25 protein-coding genes are annotated in these 24,456 nt (G+C 69.7%); 8 read left to right on the top strand and 17 right to left on the bottom strand.

Going from position 1 to position 24,456, the window contains the following annotated elements; translation table 11 throughout:
- Window positions 1-65: 65 nt before the first annotated feature.
- The 3 genes from VNW53_RS17340 to VNW53_RS17330 all read right to left on the bottom strand — a co-directional run bounded on the left by VNW53_RS17340 (window position 66) and on the right by VNW53_RS17330 (window position 3,011).
- On the bottom strand, window positions 66-1,385 hold the full coding sequence (locus VNW53_RS17340) for a hypothetical protein (protein WP_325557099.1): 1,320 nt from the start codon (window positions 1,383-1,385) through the stop codon (window positions 66-68).
- A gap of 165 nt (window positions 1,386-1,550) precedes the next feature.
- Window positions 1,551-2,012 (bottom strand): NfeD family protein, encoded by a 462-nt coding sequence (locus tag VNW53_RS17335; RefSeq protein ID WP_325557098.1) that lies wholly within the window; start codon window positions 2,010-2,012, stop codon window positions 1,551-1,553.
- 3 nt (window positions 2,013-2,015) lie between these two features.
- Window positions 2,016-3,011: an SPFH domain-containing protein gene (locus VNW53_RS17330; protein WP_325557097.1), complete on the bottom strand. Its 996-nt coding sequence runs from the start codon at window positions 3,009-3,011 to the stop codon at window positions 2,016-2,018.
- Between the two features lie 137 nt (window positions 3,012-3,148).
- On the opposite strand from VNW53_RS17330, the gene VNW53_RS17325 reads away from it, so the two are divergent.
- The gene (locus tag VNW53_RS17325) at window positions 3,149-3,712 is read left to right on the top strand and encodes a hypothetical protein (protein ID WP_325557096.1); all 564 of its coding nucleotides are present in this window, start codon (window positions 3,149-3,151) and stop codon (window positions 3,710-3,712) included.
- Between the two features lie 326 nt (window positions 3,713-4,038).
- Here VNW53_RS17325 and VNW53_RS17320 read toward each other — a convergent pair whose 3' ends face one another.
- The 5 genes from VNW53_RS17320 to VNW53_RS17300 form a co-directional block, all read right to left on the bottom strand.
- Window positions 4,039-4,896, bottom strand: a complete 858-nt coding sequence (locus VNW53_RS17320; protein ID WP_325557095.1) for a hypothetical protein — start codon at window positions 4,894-4,896, stop codon at window positions 4,039-4,041.
- A gap of 9 nt (window positions 4,897-4,905) precedes the next feature.
- Complete coding sequence (locus VNW53_RS17315) at window positions 4,906-5,883, bottom strand: nitronate monooxygenase family protein (protein ID WP_325557094.1); 978 nt, start codon at window positions 5,881-5,883, stop codon at window positions 4,906-4,908.
- Window positions 5,884-6,082: 199 nt separating this feature from the next.
- Complete coding sequence (locus tag VNW53_RS17310) at window positions 6,083-6,862, bottom strand: SDR family NAD(P)-dependent oxidoreductase (RefSeq protein WP_325557093.1); 780 nt, start codon at window positions 6,860-6,862, stop codon at window positions 6,083-6,085.
- Between the two features lie 30 nt (window positions 6,863-6,892).
- The gene (gene yaaA / locus VNW53_RS17305; protein ID WP_325557092.1) at window positions 6,893-7,708 is read right to left on the bottom strand and encodes a peroxide stress protein YaaA; all 816 of its coding nucleotides are present in this window, start codon (window positions 7,706-7,708) and stop codon (window positions 6,893-6,895) included.
- Window positions 7,709-7,750: 42 nt separating this feature from the next.
- The gene (locus VNW53_RS17300) at window positions 7,751-9,160 is read right to left on the bottom strand and encodes an FAD-binding oxidoreductase (protein ID WP_325557091.1); all 1,410 of its coding nucleotides are present in this window, start codon (window positions 9,158-9,160) and stop codon (window positions 7,751-7,753) included.
- 68 nt (window positions 9,161-9,228) lie between these two features.
- Between VNW53_RS17300 and VNW53_RS17295 the strand changes: the two genes are divergently transcribed.
- Both VNW53_RS17295 and VNW53_RS17290 read left to right on the top strand, forming a co-directional pair.
- The gene (locus VNW53_RS17295; RefSeq protein WP_325557090.1) at window positions 9,229-9,498 is read left to right on the top strand and encodes a type II toxin-antitoxin system VapB family antitoxin; all 270 of its coding nucleotides are present in this window, start codon (window positions 9,229-9,231) and stop codon (window positions 9,496-9,498) included.
- A complete protein-coding gene (locus VNW53_RS17290) occupies window positions 9,495-9,893 on the top strand; it encodes a type II toxin-antitoxin system VapC family toxin (protein ID WP_325557089.1) in 399 nt (132 codons plus the stop codon). The genes VNW53_RS17295 and VNW53_RS17290 overlap by 4 nt, the downstream gene beginning before the upstream one ends.
- On the opposite strand, the gene VNW53_RS17285 is transcribed toward VNW53_RS17290, so the two are convergent.
- The 5 genes from VNW53_RS17285 to VNW53_RS17265 all read right to left on the bottom strand — a co-directional run bounded on the left by VNW53_RS17285 (window position 9,881) and on the right by VNW53_RS17265 (window position 14,217).
- Window positions 9,881-10,813, bottom strand: a complete 933-nt coding sequence (locus VNW53_RS17285; protein WP_325557088.1) for an L-threonylcarbamoyladenylate synthase — start codon at window positions 10,811-10,813, stop codon at window positions 9,881-9,883. The two genes, VNW53_RS17290 and VNW53_RS17285, sit on opposite strands and share 13 nt — an antisense overlap.
- Window positions 10,814-10,846: 33 nt before the next feature.
- Complete coding sequence (locus VNW53_RS17280; RefSeq protein WP_325557087.1) at window positions 10,847-11,599, bottom strand: methyltransferase; 753 nt, start codon at window positions 11,597-11,599, stop codon at window positions 10,847-10,849.
- Window positions 11,600-11,674: 75 nt separating this feature from the next.
- Entirely contained in the window at window positions 11,675-12,997 is a 1,323-nt protein-coding gene (locus tag VNW53_RS17275; protein ID WP_325557086.1) for a YceI family protein, read from the bottom strand.
- A 34-nt stretch (window positions 12,998-13,031) separates the two neighbouring features.
- Window positions 13,032-13,637: a YceI family protein gene (locus tag VNW53_RS17270; RefSeq protein WP_325557085.1), complete on the bottom strand. Its 606-nt coding sequence runs from the start codon at window positions 13,635-13,637 to the stop codon at window positions 13,032-13,034.
- 85 nt (window positions 13,638-13,722) lie between these two features.
- Window positions 13,723-14,217: a DUF421 domain-containing protein gene (locus tag VNW53_RS17265; protein WP_325557084.1), complete on the bottom strand. Its 495-nt coding sequence runs from the start codon at window positions 14,215-14,217 to the stop codon at window positions 13,723-13,725.
- Window positions 14,218-14,314: 97 nt separating this feature from the next.
- On the opposite strand from VNW53_RS17265, the gene VNW53_RS17260 reads away from it, so the two are divergent.
- The 4 genes from VNW53_RS17260 (at window position 14,315) to VNW53_RS17245 (ending at window position 20,572) form a co-directional block, all read left to right on the top strand.
- Window positions 14,315-15,670, top strand: a complete 1,356-nt coding sequence (locus VNW53_RS17260; RefSeq protein ID WP_325557083.1) for an amidohydrolase family protein — start codon at window positions 14,315-14,317, stop codon at window positions 15,668-15,670.
- Window positions 15,667-16,779: a dipeptidase gene (locus VNW53_RS17255; protein WP_325557082.1), complete on the top strand. Its 1,113-nt coding sequence runs from the start codon at window positions 15,667-15,669 to the stop codon at window positions 16,777-16,779. Before VNW53_RS17260 ends, VNW53_RS17255 begins: the two co-directional genes overlap by 4 nt.
- 42 nt (window positions 16,780-16,821) lie before the next feature.
- The gene (locus VNW53_RS17250) at window positions 16,822-18,564 is read left to right on the top strand and encodes an acyl-CoA dehydrogenase (protein WP_325557081.1); all 1,743 of its coding nucleotides are present in this window, start codon (window positions 16,822-16,824) and stop codon (window positions 18,562-18,564) included.
- 145 nt (window positions 18,565-18,709) lie between these two features.
- Complete coding sequence (locus VNW53_RS17245; RefSeq protein ID WP_325557080.1) at window positions 18,710-20,572, top strand: ATP-binding protein; 1,863 nt, start codon at window positions 18,710-18,712, stop codon at window positions 20,570-20,572.
- Here the strand turns inward: VNW53_RS17245 and VNW53_RS17240 are convergent.
- Window positions 20,560-21,741, bottom strand: a complete 1,182-nt coding sequence (locus VNW53_RS17240; RefSeq protein WP_325557079.1) for an amidohydrolase family protein — start codon at window positions 21,739-21,741, stop codon at window positions 20,560-20,562. The two genes, VNW53_RS17245 and VNW53_RS17240, sit on opposite strands and share 13 nt — an antisense overlap.
- Before the next feature lie 17 nt (window positions 21,742-21,758).
- Between VNW53_RS17240 and VNW53_RS17235 the strand changes: the two genes are divergently transcribed.
- Complete coding sequence (locus VNW53_RS17235) at window positions 21,759-22,373, top strand: DNA-3-methyladenine glycosylase (RefSeq protein WP_325557078.1); 615 nt, start codon at window positions 21,759-21,761, stop codon at window positions 22,371-22,373.
- Between the two features lie 84 nt (window positions 22,374-22,457).
- On the opposite strand, the gene VNW53_RS17230 is transcribed toward VNW53_RS17235, so the two are convergent.
- The 3 genes from VNW53_RS17230 to VNW53_RS17220 all read right to left on the bottom strand — a co-directional run bounded on the left by VNW53_RS17230 (window position 22,458) and on the right by VNW53_RS17220 (window position 24,432).
- Entirely contained in the window at window positions 22,458-22,814 is a 357-nt protein-coding gene (locus VNW53_RS17230; RefSeq protein WP_325557077.1) for a hypothetical protein, read from the bottom strand.
- Window positions 22,815-22,868: 54 nt separating this feature from the next.
- Complete coding sequence (locus VNW53_RS17225) at window positions 22,869-23,426, bottom strand: hypothetical protein (RefSeq protein ID WP_325557076.1); 558 nt, start codon at window positions 23,424-23,426, stop codon at window positions 22,869-22,871.
- A gap of 103 nt (window positions 23,427-23,529) precedes the next feature.
- Window positions 23,530-24,432: a DMT family transporter gene (locus VNW53_RS17220; RefSeq protein ID WP_325557075.1), complete on the bottom strand. Its 903-nt coding sequence runs from the start codon at window positions 24,430-24,432 to the stop codon at window positions 23,530-23,532.
- Window positions 24,433-24,456: the final 24 nt, after the last annotated feature.

Raw genomic sequence — 24,456 nt, 5'->3', positions numbered from 1 at the left:
GGGAAGGCATGAAAAAGGCCCGCGGCGCGAACCGCGGGCCTTGATCTCGGCGAAGAGGAAGGGCCTCAGCCCTTCTTCTTGTTGGTCGGCAGGGTGCAGTTGCCGGCGAAGGAGCAGGCGACCGCCTCCTTAGGCGTGGCCGGGTCGGTGTACTCCACCATGTAGCCCGGCAGGCCGTCGGCGCAGGCGACTTCCAGACGCATGGAGCCGGTCGCCGACTTCAGCGGCTGGCCGACGCTGGAGACCGTGCAATCCTTCTTGTCGAACTTCTTCAGGTCGGCGGTCAGGCCGGCGTAGTCGACCTTGCCCAGGGTGCAGCGGAAGCCGGCGAGCAAGGCGTGGCCGCAGTCGTAGACGACGCCCTTGCCGCTCGCCGGGAAGATGCCGATGGAGCCGGCGCCGTCGGCGCAGACCAGTTCCACGACTTCCTTGTCGCCCTGAGCCGGGAAGATGGCGTAGCGGGTCACGGCGCAGTTGGAGCCGGCGTTCTTGGCCAGCTTGGTGTAGAGGCTCGCCTGCTCGGCGGTCGCCGCGCGGGTGTCGGTGAGCGTGCAGGTGCCGGGCGGCACCTTGGCGCAGTCGAGGCTCTGGGTGACCTGGCCGGTCGTGCTGGCCTTGACGATCCAGCCCTTGCCGTCAGCGCAGGCGAACTCGTAGCCCTCGGTGCCGTCGGTGAGCAGGCCGATGAACCGGCGGTCCTTCACGGTGCAGCCGACGTTGGCGGCGCCCGCGAACTTGTCGGCGATCGCCAGGCGCGCGGCAGGCTCGCCCAGCGCGCATTTCACATTGGCGTTGGCCGCGTCATAGGCCAGGCAATTCAGCGCGCTGGCGTCCTTGGACACCAGCAGCGGCGCGCTGGCGGTGACCATGTAGCCGGCGCCGCCGGGGCACAGCACCTCGAAGATGGTGTTGGTGGCGGTCTGGCCGATGCCGCGCACCTTTTCCGGCGTGCAGGGCACCTTGGCCTTGGTGGTCAGGGTGGTCACCGCGGGCATCAGGTCGAGGTTGGTCGGCAGGATGCAGGGGTTGCCGGGCTTGGTCATGTCGGCGGGATAGTTGGCCACCAGGCAACTGAAGACGTTGGGCGCCGCTGTGCCGTTGGTCTGGAGCAGGAAGCCGATCGAGCCCGGGCCGCAGGCCACTTCGTAGACGCTGGGGGTGACCCCGGTCTTGGGGTCCTTGGCGCCCTTGCCCGCCAGGCGGGCGTCGGACACCGGGCACTCGATGCCGGCCGCCTGCAGGATCGCCGGCGCGTCGGCCATGCCCTGCTTGCGCGAGGCGGCGTCGACAGTGGGCGCCTTGACCGCTGGCGCAGCCATCGCGGCGGCCGGCGCCACCATGGCGACGATAAGGGCGACGAGGAGCCCCAATCCGATTGGCCTCATGACTTCAGTCTCTCCTGGACGTTTGTTACGGGCGCTCGACCCGTTCGGCGCACATAAGCGCCATGAACCCCATGGGGGTCAAGACGAGGGCGCCCGACTGCGAAACTTCAGCGCGCTTCCAACGGCTTAGCGAACCGGGTTGGGCGCAGGGCGGGCGCCGCGGGCCTAGGCGGCGCGCACCCGAAGCTGGGCGCCGGCCACACCGGTGACCTCGACTCGTGCGCCCGCGGCCAGGGTCTCGCCGCCCTCGAGTTCGGCCGCCCATTCCTTGCCGTCGACGAACACCCGGCCCGTGCGCCCCACGAAGGCGACGACCGCGCGACCCTGGCGGCCGACGATGCGCCCGGCGCTGTCGTTGATGTCGCCGCCCGGCGGGCGGAACAGGGACTTCGGCAGATAGCGCCGCGCCAGCAGGATCGAGGAGATGGTCAGCAGCGCGAAGACCAGGGCCGCGTCGAAGGGGCCGAGGCCCGCATAGGTCGCCAGGAAGGCCACCAGCACCGCCACGCCCGCCGGCCACAGCAGCCAGGTCGAACCGGTCATCACCTCGACGGCCAGGAACAGGGCCGCGACCGCCGCCCAGCTCCAGAACGGGTGGGCCAGATAGAGGCTCATCGGGTCGGGCATGGTTCAGTTCCCTGCCGGCGGGACCGCCGTGCCGCCGCGCGTGGCCGGCCGCGCCGCCGGATTGGCCGGCCGCGGCCCCACAGGCGGCTGCTCGGACTGCGCGATCTTCACCATCTCGCCGATGCCGGCGATGGAGCCGACCAGCGAAGCCATGTCGGCCGGCACGATCACCGTACGCTGCTGCGGGCTCTCGGCAAGCTTGCCGAAGGCCTCCACGTACTTCTGGGCGATGAAGTAGTTGATCGCGTTCACGTCGCCCTTGGCGATGGCGTTGGAGACCAGCTCCGTCGCCTTGGCCTCGGCGCCGGCCGACCGCTCGCGCGCCTCGGCGTCCCGGAACGCCGCCTCCTTGCGGCCCTCGGCCTGCAGGATCGCCGATTGCTTCTGGCCCTCGGCCACGGTGATCGCCGCCTGCTTCTCGCCGTCGGCCTCGGTGATCACCGCGCGCCGCTCGCGCTCGGCCTTCATCTGGCGGGCCATGGCGTTGGTTATGTCCGGCGGCGGCTGCAGGTCCTTGATCTCGATCCGCGCCACCTTGACGCCCCAGGGATTGGTCGCCGCGTCGATCACCTCCAGAAGGCGCGAGTTGATGTGGTCGCGTTGCGACAGCACCTCGTCGAGCTCCATGTTGCCGACCACGGTGCGCAGGTTGGTCATGGTCAACTGGGTGATGGCGAAGTCGAGGTTGGTGACCCGGTAGGCGGCGGCTGCGGCGTCCATCACCTGGATGAAGACGATGGCGTCCACCTGGACGGTGACATTGTCCTTGGTGATCACCTCCTGCTGCGGCACCTGCAGCACCTGCTCCATCATGTTGATGCGCCGCCCGATGCCCTCGACGAAAGGGGTAAGGAAGCTGATCCCGGGCTTGAGCGTGCGGGTGTAGCGGCCGAACCGCTCGACCGTGACCTCGCGGCCCTGCGGCACGATCTTGATGGCTCCGATCGCGACGACCAGGGCCAGGATCACGAAGATCGCCGCGACGATGGTGATGACCATGGGCCTCCCCTCAACCTTTCGGCGAGCTTAGCCACGGCCGCGGGCCGGCGCCACGGAAACCCGCCGCGCGTGGCGCGCCCAACCGGCGGGCAAAGGCCGCGCTCGCGCCGGGCGGCCAGGTCTGGTAGCGACGCGGCATGTTCCGGAAGACCATCGCCCTCGTCGCCGTCGCGCTTCTGGCGACGGGCGCCGCGCGCAAGCCGGCGGCGCCCAAGCCCGCAGCCGCGGCCGCCGCCCCCGCGCCGACCAAGCCCGCCGCCCAGGCCGAGGCGCCGTTCGACGCGCGCGACCCGGCCAGCCTGATCGCCCTGCTGGTTTCCGTCGGCGCCAAGGCGACGCTCGCCCACAAGGACGAGGACTCGGTGCTGGTGACGGTCACCTCGACCGCGACCGGGGACTTCTCCGCCCAGTACGCCGGCTGCAACGCCCAGGGGCGCGCCTGCAAGGCGGTGCTGTTCGACAACATGACCGACCAGCCCGGCCCGACCTTCGCCCAGCTCAACGCCTTCAACCAGACCTCGGCCATGTGCCGCGGCTACGAGGACCGGGCCGCCAAGCCGCACGTGATCTATTCGACCCTGCTGTTCGACGACGACAGCCGAGACCGGATGAAGGTCCAGGTCGCCGCCTGGACCGGCTGCCTGGCCGAGTTCCGCAATTTCCTGAAGGACCCGAACGGCTATCTGGCGGCGGCGCCTTAGGGCGATCAGCGGAGCCTCCTCTCCCCCGAGACGACGTCCGAGGGGAGAGGGTAGGGAGAGGGGCGGCTGGGCCTGCCAGTCTCTCCCGCGGGTCAATCGAGGATCCGTCGCCTCGCCACTCATGGGTCATCGCTGGACCATCGGCGGATCACCGCTTCACGAGCCGCCCCTCTCCCTACCCTCTCCCCTCGCGCTGCGCGTCGGGGGAGAGGAGCGGATAGGCGGCTCAGGCGCCCGTTGCGGGAGCGCCTTCGGCGTTTCTCCGCTTTAAATCTCACGGCAGATGCGAGACCGGAAAGCAGACTGGCCGCCATGAGATCTATGGCTCAGTCCGTCCTGGGGGACGGTCGAGTAGTCCCACTATTTAGGCCCATTTCGACGGTCTGGAGTTTCCGCATCCATAGATGCTCAAGGCGTACGATGTCGTCTGGAAGCGCCCCACTGGCGGCGACTTCTAGGATCGAAACTTGATAATCGCTGGGCTCACGTATTCTTAGCTGAAGGGCGTCGCCGCCGGTTCTGGCATGCTGCACCCAGCGTTCATAAAAACCACCCTGGCCCGTGGCGGAACCTACGTAGAGCAATTTGGTATTGGGGCAGGTCAGAACGTATACCCCTTTGACGGCGCTGAGAGCAGTCTTCCAAGCTACCGGCAACGCCTCGATTTCAGACAGGGGTTTGATGAATTTCAAATAGCCTGGGAATTCCGGCTCCTGGAATTTGGACCGGAGTTCCAACACCGGCTTGTTCTGCTTTTCCGCCTGCTGAACCCACGCCAGAAAGCCAGGCCCCCAATCGATCACAAGCTTGCCGATATACTCACCAAGACGCTCAGATAGCGCGAGATCAAACGCGACATATTCCTCGCCTTCAACCGCATTGCGGATGTGAACCGCGGGGAGACCGATCTCTCCTGGTTGTGCCTCGCCGACGTCGTAGAGCCCTGCGAAGAGGGTTTCCTTTCCTGGCGTAACGACGAAAACGGCCCAGAAGGGCGCTGACAACGATCTGGCTGATCGCGGACTCTGCCTCGACTGATAGGTTACGAAGTCCGCTGAATGGTCGCGCCAAAGTGCATATGGTGTCCGATCTGCATCAGCCCGGCTGTCTTGATGCCTGACTAGCCTGACTCCCTTTGGATCGATCTCCGCGTCTCGGAGCAGCGCGTTGAAGGTGATGGGCATAGCGCCTCCCTACGCCAACGCCTTCGCCCGAAGCGCCGCCACGCGGTCGATCGCGGCTTCCGCCTCGGCCATGATCCGCGCCACGATCTCGCCGGCCGGGGCGATATCGTGGACGCCGCCCGCCGACTGGCCCATGGCGAAGGCTGAGCGGTCGATGTCCAGGCCCTCCACCTGGCCGCCGATGCCGCCCATGACGCCGGCGCGGCTGGACAGGATCGCCTGTTGCGGGAAGGGCTGGATGTCGGCAGGCCGGCTCTCCCACTCCTCGACGTAGGGGTTCTTCTTCACCCGCATGGGTTTGCCGGAATAGCTGCGGGTGCGGACGGTGTCCTCGTCGGAGGCCTCGACGATCACCTCGCGGTACATCTGGCCCGCGTGGGCTTCCTGGCTGGCGATGAACCGGGTGCCCATCCAGACGCCGACGGCGCCCAGGCTGAGCGCCGCGGCCAGCCCGCGCCCGTCATAGAGCCCGCCCGCGGCCACCACCGGGATCTTCACCGCCTCCACCGCCTGGGCCACCAGCGGCATGGTGCCGACCAGGCCTGTGTGCCCACCGCCCTCGCCGCCCTGGCAGATCACCGCGTCGCAGCCGGCCTGCTCGGCCTTCACCGCATGCTTCACCGCCCCGCAGACCACCATGACCTTCAGGCCCGCGGCCTTCAGCTTCTCCATGATCGGCATGGGCACGCCCAGGCCCGCCACGAAGGCGGACGCGCCCTCCTGGATGATGATCTCCACGCTGGCGGTCAGGCTGTCGGGACTGGCGGCCAAGAGGTCGACGCCGAACGGCTTGTCGGTCAGGGACTTCACCTTGCGCATCTCGTCGCGGATGAAGTCGGGCGTTCGGCCGGCCATGCCCAGCACCCCGTAGCCGCCGGCGTTGCTCACCGCCGCGACCAGTTCCGCGTAGGAGACCCCGCCCATGCCGGCCAGCATGATCGGGTGCTGCACGGCCAGGAGGTCGCAGAGCTTGGTGTGCAGGGTCATGGGGCGTTTCCTCGTTTTGAGCACGATGGCGCACCCGCCCATCCAGTGTCATCCCGGAAAGCGCGCAGCGCTTGTCCGGGACCCATAAGCTCAAGCTTCGGATAAACGCAGCAGCGCCGCTTCAGCAGCTTCGGCGCCATCCGCGTTTATGGATCCCGGTCTTCGCTTCGCGAAACCGGGATGACACCGAGGGGGAAGGTCAGAAGATCGTGTAGCCGCCGTCGATCACGAAGCTGTCGCCGGTGTGGAAGCGCGAGGCGTCCGAGGCCAGGTAGACCGCGATGCCGGAGAAATCGTCGCCCTCGCCCCAGCGGCGGAAGGGCACGCGGCGGATGACCTGGTCGTTGAACTTCTCATTGCCCTGCGCGCCGGCCGTCATGTCGGTGGCGATCCAGCCCGGCAGGATGGAATTGGCCCGCACGCCGTGGCGCGCATACTCGACCGCCAGGCCCCGGACCATGGCCAGGACGCCGGCCTTGGTGGAGGCGTAGGCCTCGTTGCGCGGCGCGCCGTGGATGGCGGATGTGGAGGACGTCACGACCAGGGAGCCGCCCGGATCGCCGTCCTTCGCGCGCTCCACCATGTGGCGGACCGCTTCGCGGAAGGTCCAGAACACCGCGTCCAGGTTCACCGTGGTCACCCGGCGCCACTTCTCGGTGGTCATCTCGTCGAAGGGCGCGCCGCCGCCGATGCCGGCGTTGGCGGCGCAGAAGTCCAGGCGGCCGAAGGTCTTGATCACCTCGGCGACGCCCGCCACCACCGCGGCCTCGTCGGCCACGTCGACCTTCTGCACCAGCACCTTGCCGCCGTGCGCCTTGAGCGCGGCTTCCGCCTTGGCGTTCTTCTCGGGGTTCTGCCCCCAGATGGCGACGCTGGCGCCGGCCGCGGCCAGGCCCTCGGCCATGCCGAGGCCGATGCCGCCATTGCCGCCGGTGACCAGCGCCACCTTTCCCGTCAGGTCGAACGGCTTGAACGCCATGACCGATGCCTCCCTTTCAGCAGTTGTGATTCATGATCGGGCCGCCGCCTTCGCCGCCGCGCGCGCCTGCGCCACCGGCGGCGGCTGCGGCCGGGCGAAAGTGAACGCGTCCTCGCCGGAAAGCGAGGGGACGAAGCGGTAGCCGTCGACGTCGAAGGCCTTGAGGTCCTCCGGCTTGTCGATCCGGTTGTCGATGGCGAAGCGGGCCATGGCGCCGCGCGCCCGCTTGGCGAAGAACGACATGATCCGCGCCTCGCCGTCCTTCTCTTCCAGGAAGCGGCAGGTGACGACGCCGGCCTTGAGCGCGGCGCGGTCGACGGCGCCGAAGTACTCCTGGCTGGCGCAGTTCACCACGACCTTCCGCCTGTGCCCCGCCAAGGCCGCGTCCAGCGCCTGCGCCACCCGCGGCCCCCAGAAGTCGTAGAGGCTGGCGCCGCGCCTGGTCTTGATCCGCACGCCCATCTCCAGGCGGTAAGGCTGGATGGCGTCGAGCGGGCGTAGCACGCCGTATAGGCCCGACAGGATCCGCAGATGGTCCTGCGCCCAGCCCAGCGCGCGCTTGTCCAGCTCGCGCGCCTTGAGCCCAAGATAGACGTCGCCGTTGAAGGCGAAGGCCGCCTGCAGGCCTTCCTCGCTGTCCGGCTGGAAGGCCTGGAACCGCTCGCGGTTCAGTTTCGCCAGCGCGTCTGAGAGGTCCATCATCCGCTTCAGGTCGGCGACCCGCAGCTTCTTGGCGACCACGGCAAGCTCGGCCGTCTGGTCGGCCATCTGCGGCGCGCTGATCGGCGCGCTGATCGGCGGCGCGGTGAAATCGAGCGCCTTGGCCGGGGAAAGGACGATGAGCATCGCGGGATGCTTTGCCGTGTCCCGGCGATGGCGCCAAGGGCCCTAGAACAGCACCCGCGGATTCATGATCCGCTTGGGGTCGAGCGCGCGGCGGATGGCCGACAGGGCCTCGATCTCGACGGGAGATTTGTAGCGCCGGGCCTCCTCGGTCTTCATCGAGCCCAGGCCGTGTTCGGCGCTGATCGAGCCGCCCATGGCGGCCACGATGTCGTGGACGATCCGCGAACCGGCGTCGCGCCGCGCCGAGTGCTCGGCGTCCGAGCCGCCGTCGGCGCGCAGGACGTCGTAGTGGATGTTGCCGTCGCCCATGTGGCCGAAGGCGGCGATGCGGCAGCCGGGGGCGAAGGCGCGCATGGCGGCGTCCGCCTCGGCGAGGAAGTCCGCGACCCGGCTCACCGGCACCGCGACGTCGTGCTTCCAGGTGGCGCCCTCCGGCTTCTGGGCGGGGGACTGGTTCTCGCGGATGGCCCATAGCGCCTTGGCCTGGCTGTCGGTCTGGGCGACCGCCGCATCGGCGATCAGCCCGTCCTCCAGGCCGGACGCCAGGAACCGCTCCATCGAGGCCTCGGCCGACCCCGGCTCGCCGGAGGAGAACTCCGCCAGGACGTACCAGGGATGCACGCCCGCCAGCGGATCGCGCGTCCCGGCGATGTTCTTGAGCGCGAAATCGACGCCGAGGCGACCCATCAGTTCGAAAGCCTCGACCGCCCCGCCGGTCTCGTCCTTGGCGCGGACCAGCAGCTTCAGCGCCGCCGCGGGGCTCTCCAGCCCGATCATCGCCACGGCCCGCGAGGCCATCACCGGATAGAGCTTCAAGGCCGCCGCGGTGACGACGCCCAGGGTGCCCTCCGCGCCGATCAGCAACTGCTTCAGGTCATAGCCGGTGTTGTCCTTGCGCAGGCGCTTCAGCCCGTTCCAGACCTCGCCGTTCGGCATCACCGCCTCAAGGCCCAAGACCAGGTTGCGGGTCATGCCGTAGCGCAGCACCTGGGTCCCGCCGGCGTTGGTGGAGACCACCCCGCCGACCGTCGCCGAGCCCTCCGACGCCAGGCCCAGCGGGAAGCGCCGGTTCATGGCCGCCGCCGCCTCGTGCACCGCCGACAGGGTTACCCCGGCTTCGGCCACCAGAACGTCGTCGAAGGCGTCGCTCTCGCGGATCGCCCGCAGCCGCTCGGTGGAGAGCAGCACCTCGCCCATGGGGATCTGGCCGCCGACCAGGCCGGTGTTGCCGCCCTGGGTGGTGATCGGGGTCCCTGCCTCGAAGCAGATTCCCACCACCGCCGCCACGTCCGCCGTGGTCCTGGGCAGGGCCAGGAACGGCGTCTCGCCGCTCCAGCGGTCGCGCCATTCCAGCAGCTTGGGCGCCAGCCGCTGCGGATCCTGGCTCCAGCCGCCCTCACCCAGCACGGCCTTCAGGCGGGAGAGCACATCGGCGGGGACGGGCGCGGTCATGAGGGCGAAACTACGCTTCGCGGGTCGGCGTTTCCAGTATATACTCCGATATATATGGAGCCTGGCGGATGGCCATCCTGATCAAGAACCCCGAGACAGAGCGCAAGGCGCGCGAATTGGCGACACTCAAGGGAGAGACGATCACCGGCGTGATCGATGGCGCCCTCGACCGAGCTCTGGCGGAGGCCCTGCCGAAGAGGCGGCCTACCGCCGCGGAAATCATTGCCGCGACGGACCGGATGCGGGCAAGCGCCGGCATTCGCGGACCTGTCGCACCGGTCACCAAGGAAGAATGGGACGAGATCAACGAGATTCCCGGCCTTGAGGATGACGATTGATCGCCGTCGACGCTTCCGCACTCGTCGCAATCGCCGCGCAGGAGCCCGACCGGGATCGATATATCGCTGTGCTGGAGCGAAGCGACGCCGCCCATATCGCCGCGCCAAACTATCTGGAGACCGGCTTGCTCCTCGTTCGCCGCAAGGTGGTCGCGAACCGACGGGATTTCGATATCTGGCTCAGTGGCGTCGGCGTGACTCTACGGCCCGACCTGCCTTTGGCGACTGAAGCGCTCGACGCCTACCTTCGTTTCGGCAAGGGCTTCCATCCGGCGCGCCTCAACCTCGCCGACTGCTTCGCCTACGCTCTCGCCAAGACCCTCGAGGCGCCGCTGCTCTTCAAGGGCGACGACTTCGCCAGAACCGACATCCGGTCGGCCCTTCAGCCGACGTAGCCCGCCGCGCGGCGCAGGCGGTCGTTGATGGCTTCGCCGAGGCCGGTGTCCGGGATCGGGGCCACGGCGATGCCCGCGGCGCCGGAGCGGTCGGCGGCGCGCAGGTAGGAGAAGAGGTTGGCGGCGGCTTCGGCGAGGTCGCCGGCCGGGCTCAGGTTCAGGGGCTCCGGGAAGCCGGGACCGAAGCCCAGCCAGACCTCGCCGTCGCGCGGCTCGGTGGCGTTCAGGCGCAGCGGCAGGTCCGGCGCATAGTGGCGGGCCAGGCGGCCGGGCGAGCGCCTGGCGTCCGCCTGGGCCTCGGCGAGCGGGCCGATCACCGCCTCGATCTCGGCGCGGGTGACGGCGCCGGGACGCAGCAGGCGTGGGACGTCGAGCAAGGCGACGACCGTCGACTCCAGGCCGATCTGACAGGGTCCGCCGTCCAGGCCCGCGGCCGCGGCCGCGCCGGTTTCCGCCATCGCGTCGGCGAGCGTCGTGGGGCTGGGCCGACCGGAGCGGTTGGCGGAGGGCGCGACGATCGGGCCGCCGAAGGCCTCCAGCAGGGCGTGGGCGAGCGGATGGGCGGGGCTGCGCACGGCCACGGTGTCGAGGCCCGCGCGGGCGAGGTCGCAGACCGCCGCCTCGTCGGAGACCGGTAGCACCAGGGTGAGCGGCCCCGGCCAGAACCGCGCCGCCAGCCGCTCGGCCCGGTCGTCGAAGCGGGCGATCCGCCGGGCCGCGGCCACGTTGGCGACATGGGCGATCAGGGGGTTGAAGGCAGGCCGGCCCTTGGCCTCATAGACCCTCGCCACCGCGCGGGGATCGGCGGCGGCGGCCGCCAGGCCATAGACCGTCTCGGTCGGCAGGATGACCAGGCCGCCGGCCCGAAGCGCGGCGGCGGCGATCTCGATCTTGGCGGCGATGTCGGCGGCGGCGTCCACGGCGGTGGGTTACACCGCCGCGGGCCAAAGCGCCTACCTGGGTTTGCGGAACTTGTAGATGAACTGGTCGGTGTGGCCGCGGATGCTCTTGTCAAAGACCAGCTTCTTCAGGTCGTCGCCAGGGTTCTTCAGGGCGGCGCTCTCGCCCACAAAGACGAAGCCCGCGTCGGTGACCTGCTTCTTGACGATCGCCGGGTCGATGCGGTGCAGGGTGTCGGTGTCGCGCATGCCGGAGCCGGCCTCGGCGGTGTGGTCGACCACCAGGAAGATCCCGCCGGGCTTCAGCGCCTTGTAGACCGCCCGGTTGAGGACCATCGGGTCGATCTTGCCCATGAATTTGTCCGGATAGTCGTGGTAATTCTGGACCGTGAACACCAGGTCCACCGGCTCGGGCGTCGCGAAGGCCGCGCCGGGCTGCAGGATCACCGAGGTGTTGGCGTAGCCGGTCTTGGCCAGCTCTTCGTTCTTCACCGGATCGGGCTGCGCCTCCTTGGCGTACTCGGTGGGCCAGATCATGTAGACGTGGCCCTTCTCGCCCACGATCTTCGAGAAGACCTTGGTGAAGTAGCCGGAGCCCGGGATCAGGTCGACGACCCTGTCGCCGGGCTTCACGCCGGAAAAGGCGACCACCTCGGCGATGTGGCGGCGCGCGTCGGCGTCGCGGTCGGCGTCGCGGCCCTTGTCGGCGACGGCGGCGTCCACATAGGCGGGGATCGCGGGCGCGGCGACGGCGCTCGCCGCGGCGAGGCCGATCGCGGCGCAGGCGGCCAGGAGCAGGGTTCTCATCTTCATGTCCTAACGCTGGTAGGTGAAGCTGCCGCGAAGCTCCGGCCAGCGCCTCGCCCTGTCAACGCCGCGGGCCTACCGCTTGTCGCGTGTGGCGTTCAGTTGGACGCGAACCGTCACCTTGGCCGGCACCTGGTCGGTGGCGGCGAACTCACCCTGGCCCACGCCGAACAGGGTCCGGTCGAGGCTGGTCTCGCCGCTCACCTGCGCCTTGTCGCCGACGATCTTCAGCTTGAAGGGCAGGTCCACCGGCTTGGTCACGCCGCGCAGGTCGAGCGTCCCATGGGCCACATAGCTTCCCTCGCCCTTCTTCTCGAACTTCGTGGCCGTGAACACCGCCTTCGGATGGGTGGCGGCGTCGAACCAGTCCGCGGCCGGCAGCGAGGCGTCGCGCTGGTCGTCGCCGGTCTTGGCCGAGGTCATGTCGATGGTCACGGTGACCTTGGATTTCTCCAGCGCGTCGGGGCCGAAGAGGATGTCGGCCCTCCAGGCGTTGAACCGGCCCTGGACGGCGTCGCCGCTCCACTTGGTCTGGAAGTTGAGGCTCGAGCCCGGCGCGACCTTCCAGGCGACGGCGCCGGTCGGGGCGGCCTGCGCCGGCGCCGCAGGGACTGCGGACGACGCCGCGGCGGCGGCGGCGGCCGGAGCCGGAGCGGCCGGGGTCTCGGGCAGGAAGGGCGCCGCCGGCGCCTCGGCGGCCGGAGCCGGGCCCGAGGCCGGGCGCGGCGGCTGGACGAATTGGCCGAAGGCGGCGGTCGCGGCCACGGCCAGCACGATCAGCAGCAGGCGCGGATCCCACCAGCGGCCGGCGACGGCGCCCGGCGCCATCCGCGCCAGCACCGGCGTGTCGCGCTCGAAAAGCTGGTGCTTCAGCGCCCCGGCCACGTGCAGCCCGAAGAGGCCGTAGAAGCCGAACGCCAGGAGTTCGTGGCCGTTCTTGCCGATGGCGTTGGCGATCTGCTTGGCGGCGGGGGCGAGGCCGTCCGTCCCCGGGATGTTCGGCCAGGCCACGGACCAGAAGAGGATGGTGGGAATCGCCGTGCGGCTGGTCGAGACCATCAGCCAGCCGGTCAGCGGCATGCCGATCATGATCAGGTAGAAACCCCAGTGGACGATCGCCGAGAGCACCCGCTCCCAACGCGCCAGGGCCGCGGGTTCCGGCGGCGGCGGATTGGTCAGGCGCCAGCCCAGGCGAACGATGCTCAGCACCAGGATCGCGATGCCGATCGACTTGTGCAACTGGAGCAGCGCGAAGGCTTCGGGGGTCTTGCCGCCCATCCGCCACGCGATCAGGACCTGCGCCACGATGGCGAGCGCGATCAGCCAGTGCATGATGATCGCCGCCGTCGCGTAGCGGCTCTTGCCGCCCAGGCCTCGGGCGTAGCGAGCGTTGGTCATCGGATGCCTTCCCTGCGAAGCTTCGCCCTACCTACTACTTCTTTTCGAATTCGACCTCGAAGATCACATCCACCTCGTCGCTGGTGAACTGGTTCAGGACGAAGCCGGTGAGGCCGAAGTCGGATCGCTTGATCTGGGTCGAGCCCGAAAACCCCAGGCGGGTGCCGAGCGGCGTGATCCCGTGGCCCGCGCCGTCGAAGGTGACGTCCAGGGTCACCGGCTTGGTCACCCCGTGAAAGGTCAGGTCGCCGGTCACCGTCCCCTTGCCGTCGGCCCCGCCGGCGACCGCGGTCGAGACGAAGGTGATGACCGGGTACTTGTCGGCCTCGAAGTAGCCGGCGATCTGCTTGTCGAAGGAAAGGTCGTGGGTGTCGACCGACTTGGGATCGACGGTGAAATTGACCTTGGTCTGCTGCCAGTTGGCCGGGTCGTAGGTGAAGCTCCCGTCCAGCCCGTCGAGGCGCAGGGTGTAGTGCGAGAAGCCCATGTGGACGATCTTCACCGTCAGGCTCGCGTGCTTCTTGTCGAGGACGTAGCTGCCGGCGGGCACCTTGCCCGGATCCGTCGTGGACGGCGCCGCGACGGCCGCGCCGCCCAGGCCGAGGGTCAAGGCGAGGATGGCGGCGCAGATACGGATCATGGTTGAGCTCCGGGCATCGGCCCAAGATGGTGGGCGCGGAACCTAGCCCCAAGTCCGGCGGAGCGGATTTACGGCGTATGACCGGTCAGCCCGCGCCGGACGCACGCCGGATGACGCTGATCTTGCCGCTGTTCTCCAGGGTCGCCAGGCGCACCTCGCCGGGAGTCTCGGCCTGCTCCAGGCGAAGGCTCTCGCGCAGGTCGGCCTCGCCTATCCCGTGCCACAGCATGGCCTTGCGGTCCTCGACCCCATCGCGGACCAGGGTCACCGGCTGGGCCTTCATCACCTTGGCGAGCCAGCCCCAGCGCAGCGTCAGCATGGCGAACACCCGGTGCAGCACGACGAGCAGGAGGGTCGCGGCCAGGGCCGGCCAGAACGGAGCCTTGCCGGTCATCGCGCGGCTGAGGTTGGAACCCACCACCAGGGCCACGACGATGTCGAGCGGAGAGGCGTTCGAAAAGGTCCGCCGCCCGGCGATGCGGATGTAGGCGATGCCGAGCAGGAACAGGATGATCGCGCGGGCGCAGAGCTGGGCGGCGGTGGCGTCGCCGTTGTCGGGCCCGATCAGTGCGCGGAACATCTCCATGCCGCGCCTAACGCCCAGGGTGACGCCGCGTTGCCCTTGCCCGCCGCCCGGGCGCGACCTATCGCTTACGGCGTCGGCAAGGGGGACGTGCGTGATCCGATTGGGCCTGGGAACCGCCGTGGCGGCCTGCGTCGCCGTACTCGCCGCGGGTCCCGGCCGGGCCGCGGACGCGCCGGGCGTCACCCTCTACCGTCACGCCAGCCTCATCGACGGAACCGGCGGCCCGACGCGGCCGGGGATGTCGGTGCTGGTCGAGGGCGAGCGGATCAAGGCCGTGACGCCGGACGCCGGGCTTGCGGTCCCGACCGGCGCGCACGTCGTCGACCTGATGGGCAAGTACCTGGCGCCCGGCCTGGTCGATTCCCACGAGCACCTGGCCACGCCGCCCAACCGCCGCGCGGCCGAGGCCAACATGCGCCGCGACCTCTACGGCGGGGTGACCGCCATCCGCGACATGGCCGACGACCTGCGCTCGGTGGCCGAGCTCGCCCGGGAATCCCGCGCCGCCGAGGTTCCAGGGCCGGACATCTTCTATGCCGCCCTGATGGCCGGCCCGAGCTTCTTCGTCGATCCGCGCACCCATGCGGCGAACTTCGGCGTCGAGCCCGGCCATGCGCCCTGGATGCAGGCGATCGACGCCGGGACCGACATCCGCACCGCCGTCACCCTGGCCAAGGGGACCTCCGCCACGGCGGTCAAGATCTACGCGAACCTGCCGCCGGATCTGGTCAGGAAGATCGCCGCCGAGGCGCACCGCCAGGGGATGGCCGTCTGGACCCACAGCGCCATCTTTCCGACCACGCCGGCCCAGGTGCTGGATGCGAAGCCCGACGTGACCTCCCACACCTGCTACATGGCCTATCAGGTGGCCGGCGTTCCGGCCTCCTACCAGGCGCGCGTCCCCGTGGATCCCAAGGCCATGATCGGCGGCGACAACGCCGTGATGGCGGGCCTCTTCGCGCGGATGAAGGCGCAGGGGACGATCCTCGACCCCACCTTGCGGGTCTACGCCGAGGACGCTGAGCGGTTCGCCAGGAACCCCAAGGGCCGCGCCCCGCTCTGCCCCCTGGATCTCGCCGTGGCCCTGACCCGCCAGGCCTTCCTGGCCGGCGTGCCGCTGTCGACCGGCACCGACGGGATCGCGCCCGCCTCCGATCCCTGGCCGACCGTCTATGACGAGCTGTCGCTGCTGGTCGGCAAGGCGGGGCTGACGCCGGCCCAGGCGATCCATGCCGCCACCGAGGTCGGGGCCCGCGCCGCCGCGCAAGGCTCCGACATGGGGACCGTCGCGCCGGGCAAGCTCGCCAACCTGATCGTCCTCGGCCGCGACCCCACCGCCGACATCGAGAACCTGAAGAGCCTGGAGACCACGATCAAGCGTGGCCGCGCCTATCCGCGCGCCGACTTCAGGCCGCCCACCGAACAGGAACTGAGAGACGCCCCATGAGCCTCGACCGCCGCGCCGTCCTGGCGCTGGGCGCCGCCGCCGCGGCCGCGCCCGCCTTCGCCGCGCCAAAGGACCCCATCGCCGGCTGGACGGTGATCAACGCCCTGGGCGGACTGCTCGACCCGAACACGCCGGACCTGCCGCGCGTCGTCATGACCCCGCGCATCCTCGGCGACGCCCACGCCTCGGGCATGACCGCGGTCAACTGCACGCTGGGCTACGTCTTCGGTCCAAAGGAGCCTTTCGAGAGCACGGTGGCCGACGTGGCCTATTGGGACCGGATCGTGCGCGAGAATCCGCGCGATCTCCTGAAGGTGTTCACCACCGCCGACATCGCCCGGGCCAAGGCCGAGAAGAAGATCGGCCTGATCTACGGCTTCCAGAACTGCGCGATGATGGGCAAGGACGCCAGGCGGGTGGACACGTTCGCCGACATGGGCGTGCGGGTCTTCCAGCTCACCTACAACAACGAGAACCAGCTCGGCGGCGGCTCCATGGCGCCTGAGGATCGCGGCCTGACACCCTTCGGCCGCGAGGTGATCGAACGCATCAACGCCAATCGCGCGATGGTGGATCTCAGCCACTCCGGCCGGCAGATCTGCCTGGACGCCGCGCTGGCCTCCAAGCAGCCGATCTCGATCAACCACACCGGCTGCCGCGCGCTCACCGACCTGCCGCGCAACAAGACCGACGAGGAGCTGCGCCTGGTGGCCGACAAGGGCGGCTTCGTGGGCATCTACTTCATGCCGTTCCTGAACCTCTCCGGCCACGCTGCCGCCGCCGACGTGGTGGCCCACATCGAACACGCCCTGAAGGTCTGCGGCGAGGACCATGTGGGCATCGGCACCGATGGCGGCACGACCCAGATCGACGACCTGGAAGCCTACAAGACCGCGCTCGCCAAGGAGCATGCCGATCGCGTGGCCAAGGGGATTTCCGCCCCCGGCGAGCGGGCCGACACCCACCCCTTCGTCGACGACCTGCGCGGCCCGGGCCAGTTCCGCGAGCTCGAGCGCCTGCTGGCCGCGCGCGGCCACAAGCCCGCACGGATCGAGAAGATCCTCGGCGGCGCCTTCGTGCGCTACGCCCGCGACATCTGGGGCGCCTGAGCCTAAAACAACCGCCGCCAGCCGACCTAGAAGAGCCCATCCATGACCTTCCGCGCGCCCGTCCGGGACCTCGCCCTTGCGCTTTCCAGTGTCGGCCACGACGCCCTGATCGCCCGGTCCTTCCCGGAGCTCGACGCCGACACCGTGGCCGCGGTGCTGGAGGCCGCCGGCGGCTTCACCGCCGATGTCCTCGCGCCCCTGAACCGCGTCGGCGACGTCCAGGGCGCCCGATATGAGAACGGCCACGTCACCGCGGCGCCGGGTTTCGCGGACGCCTACAGGGCGTTCGTCGCGGGCGGCTGGAACTCGCTCTCCGCCGACCCGGAGCACGGCGGCCAGGGCCTGTCGAAGGCCATGGAGCTTGCGGTCTTCGAAATGGTGCACGCCGCCAACATGGCCTTCGGCCTCTGCCCCATGCTGACCCAGGGCGCCATCGAGGCGCTCGCCCTGCACGGCACGGAACGCCAGAAGCGCCTGGTGCTGCCCAAGCTGGTTTCCGGCGAATGGACCGGCGCCATGTGCCTGACCGAGCCGCAGGCCGGCTCGGACCTGTCCGCCCTGACCGCCATGGCCAGGCCCGACGGCAAGGGCGGGTGGCGCCTGTCGGGCCAGAAGATCTTCATCACCTGGGGCGACCACGACGCGGCCGAGAACATCTGCCACCTGGTGATCGCCCGCACCCCCGATGCGCCCCCCGGCGTGAAGGGGATCAGCCTGTTCCTGGCCAGCAAATACCAGGTCAAGGACGACGGCAGCCTCGGCCCCCGCAACGACTTCCGGGCCGGCTCCATCGAGCACAAGCTGGGCATCCACGGCTCGCCCACCTGCGTCATGCTCTACGAGGGCGCCGAGGCCGAGCTGGTGGGCGAGCTGGGCCAGGGCCTGCCACACATGTTCGTCATGATGAACGCCGCGCGCCTGCAGGTGGGCGTCCAGGGCGTCGCCATCGCCGAGCGCGCCTTCCAGCAGGCGCTCGCCTTCGCCCAGGAGCGCAAGCAGGGCCGCACCGTCTGGGAAGCCGACGGCATGATCTACGGCCATCCGGACGTGCGCCGGATGCTGATGCTGATGAAGGCCAAGATCGAGGCTGCACGCGCCATCTGCCTGACCACCGGCGTCCTCGCCGACGTCGGCCGCCTGGCGGAGACGGAAGAGGAGCGCGCCGCCGCCAGGGCCCGCCAGGAACTGCTCACCCCCATCGCCAAGGCCTGGTCGACGGACGTCGGCGTCGAGGTGGCCTCGCTGGGCGTGCAGGTGCACGGCGGCATGGGCTTCATCGAGGAGACCGGCGCGGCCCAGCACTATCGCGACGCCCGCATCGCCCCGATCTACGAGGGCACCAACGGCATCCAGGCCATAGACCTCGTCGGCCGGAAGATCGGCATGGCGGACGGCGCGGTGATGCGCGCGCTCTGCGCCGAGCTGGCGCTGACCGCCGAACACCTGAGCGAGGTCCCCGACCTGGCGTCCGTCGGCCGCCGCCTGGCCGCCGGCGTCGCGGCGCTGGAGCGGGCCACCGACTGGCTGCTGGCCCACCGCGGCGTCCCCAGCCTGGCGGCCGCGACGCCCTACCTGAAGCTGGCCGGCGACGTGATCGGCGGGGCCATGCTGGGCCGCCAGGCCCTGGCCGCCGCGGGCTCCGACGATCCGTGGATGCGGTCGAAGGGCGCGCTGGCGCGGGTCTACTCGGGCCAGGTGCTGGCGCAGGCGCCCGGCCTCGCCGACGGGCTCATGGACGGGGCGGACGATCTCGAGGCCACGCCCGCCGCGGCGCTCGCGCCCTAGACCCTGTCCCGGCTATATCTGGAGCCCTTCTCCTCCATTCAGGTTGATCCAGCCTGAGTGGGAAGGGCTCTAGCTGCCGCTTCCACGAAGGATTCTCCGAGGTTTAACCTTTGGCGCGCCATCCTGCCGCAGGGTGAGGGGCCAGATGACACGACCGGTCTGGGAATTCGCGCGAGCGCGCGCCGCCGGCGAGGCGGTAACGCAGGGGCTGAGCCTCTACCAGCTCACGCTGCATGGCATGGTCCACCCCATCGCGTTCTTCGCGGTGTTCAACGCCCTCGCCGCGATCGGCTTCGCCCTGATTGGACATCCCGCGCTCGGGGTCGCGGCCTTCCTCGGCTACTGCGCCATCGACGTCGTCAACCAGTGGTTCATCCGCCGTTGGCTGGCCGGCGCGGCGCAGGCCGACGAGACCAAGGGCTTCCGTAACCTGGCGTGGCTCTGCGCGTTCCGCATCTCCGGCTATGTCATCCCCACGGTGGCCCTCGCGCTCAGCGGACGTTCGGCGGAGCTGCTGCTCTTCGCCCTGCAAGCCTCCACCCTGCTGGCGGTGGCGATCTCCACCGGCATCCTCTCGCGCCGCGTCTACTGGGGGTTTGCGAGCCCGGTCCTCTTGGCCCTCGCCGGGGTGACGCTCCACCTCCTGGGGCCGCCGGCGGCGGCCGCGGTGCTGATCAGCCTGTTCAGCCTGGCCCTGCTCATGGGCTTGATGGTCGAGGGGTCGAATCGCACGATCCACGTCCTGCACCAGGCCTTCGCCGGCAACGCCGCCCTGATTCCGGAGCTGAAGACCACCCGCGACCAGGCGATCGCCGAGCGCGCCGCGGCCGACGAGGCCCGCGAGGAGGCCCGCCAGGCCGGCCGCGCCAAGTCCAACTTCCTGGCCACCATGAGCCACGAGATCCGCACCCCTATGAACGGGGTCCTGGGCATGGCCCAACTGCTGCAGCGCGACGAGACCAATCCCGCCCAGAAGGAGCGCCTGGCGGTGCTGATCGACAGCGGCGAGTACTTGCTCTCGATCCTCAACGACATCCTCGACGTTTCGAAGATCGACGCCGGGCGCCTCGACATCCTGCCGGCCGCGGAGGACATGCGCCTGTTCCTGGAGCGGCTGGTGGGATTCTGGGGCCCGCGCGCCGACGAGAAAGGCGTGGCCATGGTGCTGGAGATGAAGCCGGGCACGCCCGACTTCGTCCTGATGGACGCGCTGCGCCTGCGCCAGGTGTTGTTCAACCTGGTGGGCAACGCGCTGAAGTTCACCGAGCAGGGCTCGGTCTCGGTGATCGCCGACGCCATGCCCAACGGCGAGGGCGCGGTGTTGCTGCACATCGTCGTGGTCGACACCGGCATCGGCATCGCCGAGCAGCACCTGCCGCAGCTCTTCACCCGCTTCAGCCAGGGCGACGAGTCCGAGATGCGACGGTTCGGCGGCACCGGCCTCGGCCTGTCCATCGCCAAGCAGTTGATCGAGCTGATGGGCGGCAAGATCTGGGCGGAGAGCAAGCCGGGCCAGGGCGCGGCCTTCCACATCAAGCTGCCGCTGGCCCTGGCCGACGGCCCCGCGCTGGCCCGGCGGCCCGCCGCGGCCCCGGACAAGGCGGCGACGCCCGGGGGCTTGCAGATCCTGGCGGTGGACGACAACGCCGTGAACCTGCTGGTTCTCGACCAGGTGCTCGCCAGCTTCGGCCACGAGGTCGCCAAGGCCGCCGGCGGCGCAGAAGCCCTCGTGCAGATGGGCGAACGGCCCTTCGACCTGATCCTGCTGGATATCCAGATGCCCGGCATGACCGGCGTCGAGGTGCTGCAGCAGCTACGCGCCGAGGAGGGGCCCAACCGCAACGCCCCGGTGGTGGCGCTCACCGCCGACGTGACCTCGGGCGGCCGCCAGCGCTACCTGGACCTGGGCTTCACCGAGCACAGCCCCAAACCGATCCAGATCCAGGAGCTGATGGACTCCATCGGCCGCGCCATGGCCGCGCCGCGCCGCAAACGTCAGGCGGCCTGAAGCTTCGGCAGGTCGTGCAGGGCCGGATCGAGGCCCGCGCCCATCAGGTCGATGAAGTTGTCGCGATAGAAGCGGCACCGCACCTCGTCCGGCACGCCCGCGAGGCTGTCGTTGAACCGCTTCAGCGGGTTGCGGCCGCCCTCGACGTGCGGGAAGTCCGACGAGAACAGCAGCATCTCCGGCGCCGTGTTCTCGATGATCCAGCGGGTGTCCTCGTGCGGATAGGGCGTGGCGCGGAACTGGCGGCGCAGGATCTCGCTGGGCTTGCCGGAGAGCTTCTGCAGCCGCTCCTCCTTGCCGAAGGCCGCGACGCCGGAATCCAGGAAATGCATCAGGCTGGGCAGCCATGAGGCGCCCAGTTCGATCGCGCCCCACCTGAGCCGTGGGAAGCGGTCGAAGACACCGTCGATCACCAGGGCCGACAGCGTCTGCCAGAGCGAAAGCGGGATGGCCATGAAGGTCAGCGAGGTGAAGTTCTCGTCGCCGCCGTGGAAGTCCTTCACGAAGGGCAGGCCGTTCTCAAGGTAGTCCTTGGCCATCTTCTCCTCGCCGCCCACGTGGAAGAGGATCGGGATCCTGGCTTCCTGCGCCAGCGCCCAGAGCGGGTCGAGCTCCACATGGCTGGGCGAGAAGCCGTTCGGATGGCGCGAAGGGATCACCAGGGCCTTGGCGCCCAGCGCCAGCGCCTCGCGGGCGATGTCGGGGGCCCGCGCGCGGTCGATCAGCGGCACATAGCCGGTGGCCAGCAGCCGGCGATCCACCGAGCAGAACTCGGTCATCATCCGGTTGTGGGCGCGGGCGGCCTCAACGGCCAGTTCCGCCTCGCCCATCTGCTCCAGGCCGAAGTTCGAGAGGCAGGCGGTGGTGAACACCAACTGGCTGGCGAAGCCCAGGTAATCCAGCGTCTTCGGCCGGTCGGACGCCTTGAAGGCGCCCAGGGCTTCGTAGTTCTTCCGCAGGAGGATGTTGGCCTCGGCGCCGGCCAGGAACTCCGGGTTCTCCGCCTGGGCGGCGGCCTTGGCGAACCACTCGGGCAGCACGTCCTTGCGCCCGGTCTTCTCGACGAAGGCCTCGCGGAATTTCGGGTCGAGGTAGCGGTTGATCGTCCCCGGCAGCTCCATGACGTGGGAGTCGGCGTCGTGAACGGTTTGGCCCTCGACGTACGGCATGCGAAATCCTCCCGCTTATGATCGCCCCCATTTCGCGCCCCGAGGTCGCGCGCCGTCAAGCGGAGCTGTTCCACGCGCCCAGCGTCCAGGCCGCCCGCGAGTTGATCGGCTGGACCCTGACGGTGGACGGCGTGGGCGGGCGGATCGTCGAGACCGAGGCCTATCACTATTCGGACCCCGCCTCGCACAGCTTCCCCGGCCCCACGCAGCGCAACGCGGTGATGTTCGGGCCGCCGGGCGCGATCTACGTCTACCGCTCCTACGGCATCCACTGGTGCATGAACCTGGTGTGCGGCGACGAGCCGGGGAGCGCGGTCCTGTTGCGCGCGCTCGAGCCTACGGCGGGCCTGGACCTGATGATCGCCCGGCGGGGTCTGGACGATCCGCGGCGGCTTTGCTCCGGGCCCGGGCGCCTCTGCCAGGCGCTGGGCGTGACCGGCGAGCACAACGGCCTCAAGGTGACCGAGCCGCCGTTCGAACTGACGCCTGGCCTGTCCGTCGAGGTCGCGGTCGGCCCACGCATCGGCATCACCAAGGCGGCGGATGTGCCCTGGCGCTTCGGCGAGCGCGGCTCGCGCTATCTCAGCAAGCCGTTCCCGAAGATCATCCCTGCCGATTCCGGGGAGGGATGATCTGGGCGCATCCAGACCCTGTCCCGGCTCACTCTGGAGCCCTTCTCCTCCACTCAGGTTGATCCAACCTGACCGGGAAGGGCTCTAGCGGCGGTTCTCGGAGGCGGCCACGGCGCGCGCGTTGGACGCCGCCAGCTCCGCGTCGGGAATCTGCACCATCTGGCTCATCTCGAGCTTCGGCGGCACGAAATTGGAGCTGAACGGCACGGTCGCGCCAGGCGCCGTCCCCCGCGAGGCCGCAAGCCCGCTCAGCGTCTCGTCGGTCTGGACGCGGGACTGCAGGACGGACAGATCGTTGGCCGCCGCGATGTCGCGGCTGCGCTGCGCCTGGGCGGCGGCGTCGCGCTGGGCGTCCAGCGACTGGGTCAGGCCAAAATAGGGCTGGGCGGCGGCCGCCCCGCCGACGGCGGCGAGGACAAGGGCGGCGATCAGGGTACGCATACTGGACACCTCAAAAAGGGAGGTTCAGTAACGCTTGGCCCCGGCCAAGGTTCCCTACTCCTTTCGCTCCACGTGGAAGCGGGCGAGCTCGGTCTTGGGCGCCTCCCAGTCGGGGCTGAGCTCGACGGCCTTCTGGTAGTCGAAATAGGCCGACTTGGCGTCGTCGAGGCCCTCATAGGCCAGCGCGCGGTCGAAATAGACCTTGGCCGGCGCCTCGACGCCGAGCGCCAGGCCCTTGTTCAGGTCCGGCAGGCTTTCGGCGTACCTGTGCATGCCGATCGAGACGGCGCCGCGGTTGGCGTAGGCCTCGCCCAGATCGGGCTTCACGCGGACGGCCTCGGTGAAGTCGCTGGCGGCGCCTTCCCAGTTCATCCGGCGCATCTTCAGGATGCCGCGGTTGACCAGCGTGCCGGCGCGGTCGCGGTTCGACAGCATCTCCTTTTCGAGGGACTCCGTGCAGGTGCGCTCCAGCCGCGCCTCCGTCTTGCCGGAGATGGCGGCCTTGGAACAGGCCTCCGCCAAGCCGCCGCCGATCACCGTGACCGAGGCCCGCGCCTCGGCGCCTGCCGCCAGGGCGGCGATCAACGCCGCGCCGAAAATCAGCCGGTTCATCTACTTTTTCCTCCCCGCCGCGCGGCCGGAGGCCGCGTATCGGCGTTCGCTTGGAGAGTCCTCCCGCGGCCGGCGCCTGTCAACGCGCGACGCTGACGCCGCGTCAGGCGGGGGTGCGGCCGAAGCGCCGCAACTCGCGGTGCAGGATGTAGAGGCCGCTGGCCGCCACCACAGCGGCGCCCGCCAGGGTCACCGGCTGCGGCAGCTCGCCCCAGACCAGGTAGCCCAGGATCGTGGCCCAGATGAGCTGGGTGTAGTCGAAAGGCGCCACCACGCCCACCGGCGCCACGCGGATCGCCTCGGTGAGGAATAGCTGCCCCACCCCGCCGATCAGGCCGGAGAAGATCAGCGCCGCCAGGGTCGCCGGGTCCGGCGTCACCCAGTCGAACAGCGAGACGCCGAGGCCCAGGAGCGTCCCGGCCAGGGTGAAATAGAAGACGATGGTCGCGCCCTTCTCGGTGACCGAGATCTGGCGGATCTGCACCATGGCCAGGGCGCTGCCGACCGCGGCGGTCAGGGCGAAGGCGACGCCGGTCAGGTTCATGTGGCCGGGCTGCGGGCGCACCATGATCAGGACGCCCGCAAAGCCCACCAGCACCGCGCCCCAGCGGTGGCGGCCCACCGCCTCGCGCAGCATCAGGGCCGACAGCGCGGTCATGAACAGCGGCGCGGCGAAGGTGAAGGCGGTGGCTTCGGTGAGCGCCAGGCGCTGCACCGCCGAGAAGCTGCAGCACATGCCGACCAGGCCCGCGACGGAGCGGGTCAGGTGGCCCCAGGGCCGCTGGGTCTTCAGCACCGAGAAGCCGGTCGTTCGCCAGATGTAGAGGCCCAGCGGCAGGAAGGCGAAGGCGTTGCGGAAGAACACCAGCTCGAAGACCGGAATGCCGCGATGCCCGGCCCACTTCACGGACGCCGTCAGGCCGGCGACGCAGACCATCGCCATCGTCCGGTAGGCGATGCCGAGGCCGTTGCGGTGGTGCGGAAGCTGGGCAGTCGGCGCGCTCACCGGCGCGGTGTGGGGGCCTGCGCT

This window comes from Phenylobacterium sp., from assembly GCF_035569475.1.
Lineage (GTDB): Bacteria > Pseudomonadota > Alphaproteobacteria > Caulobacterales > Caulobacteraceae > Phenylobacterium.
The sequence above is the reverse complement of the archived record's forward strand: the minus strand, read 5'-3'. Positions and strand labels throughout refer to the sequence as shown.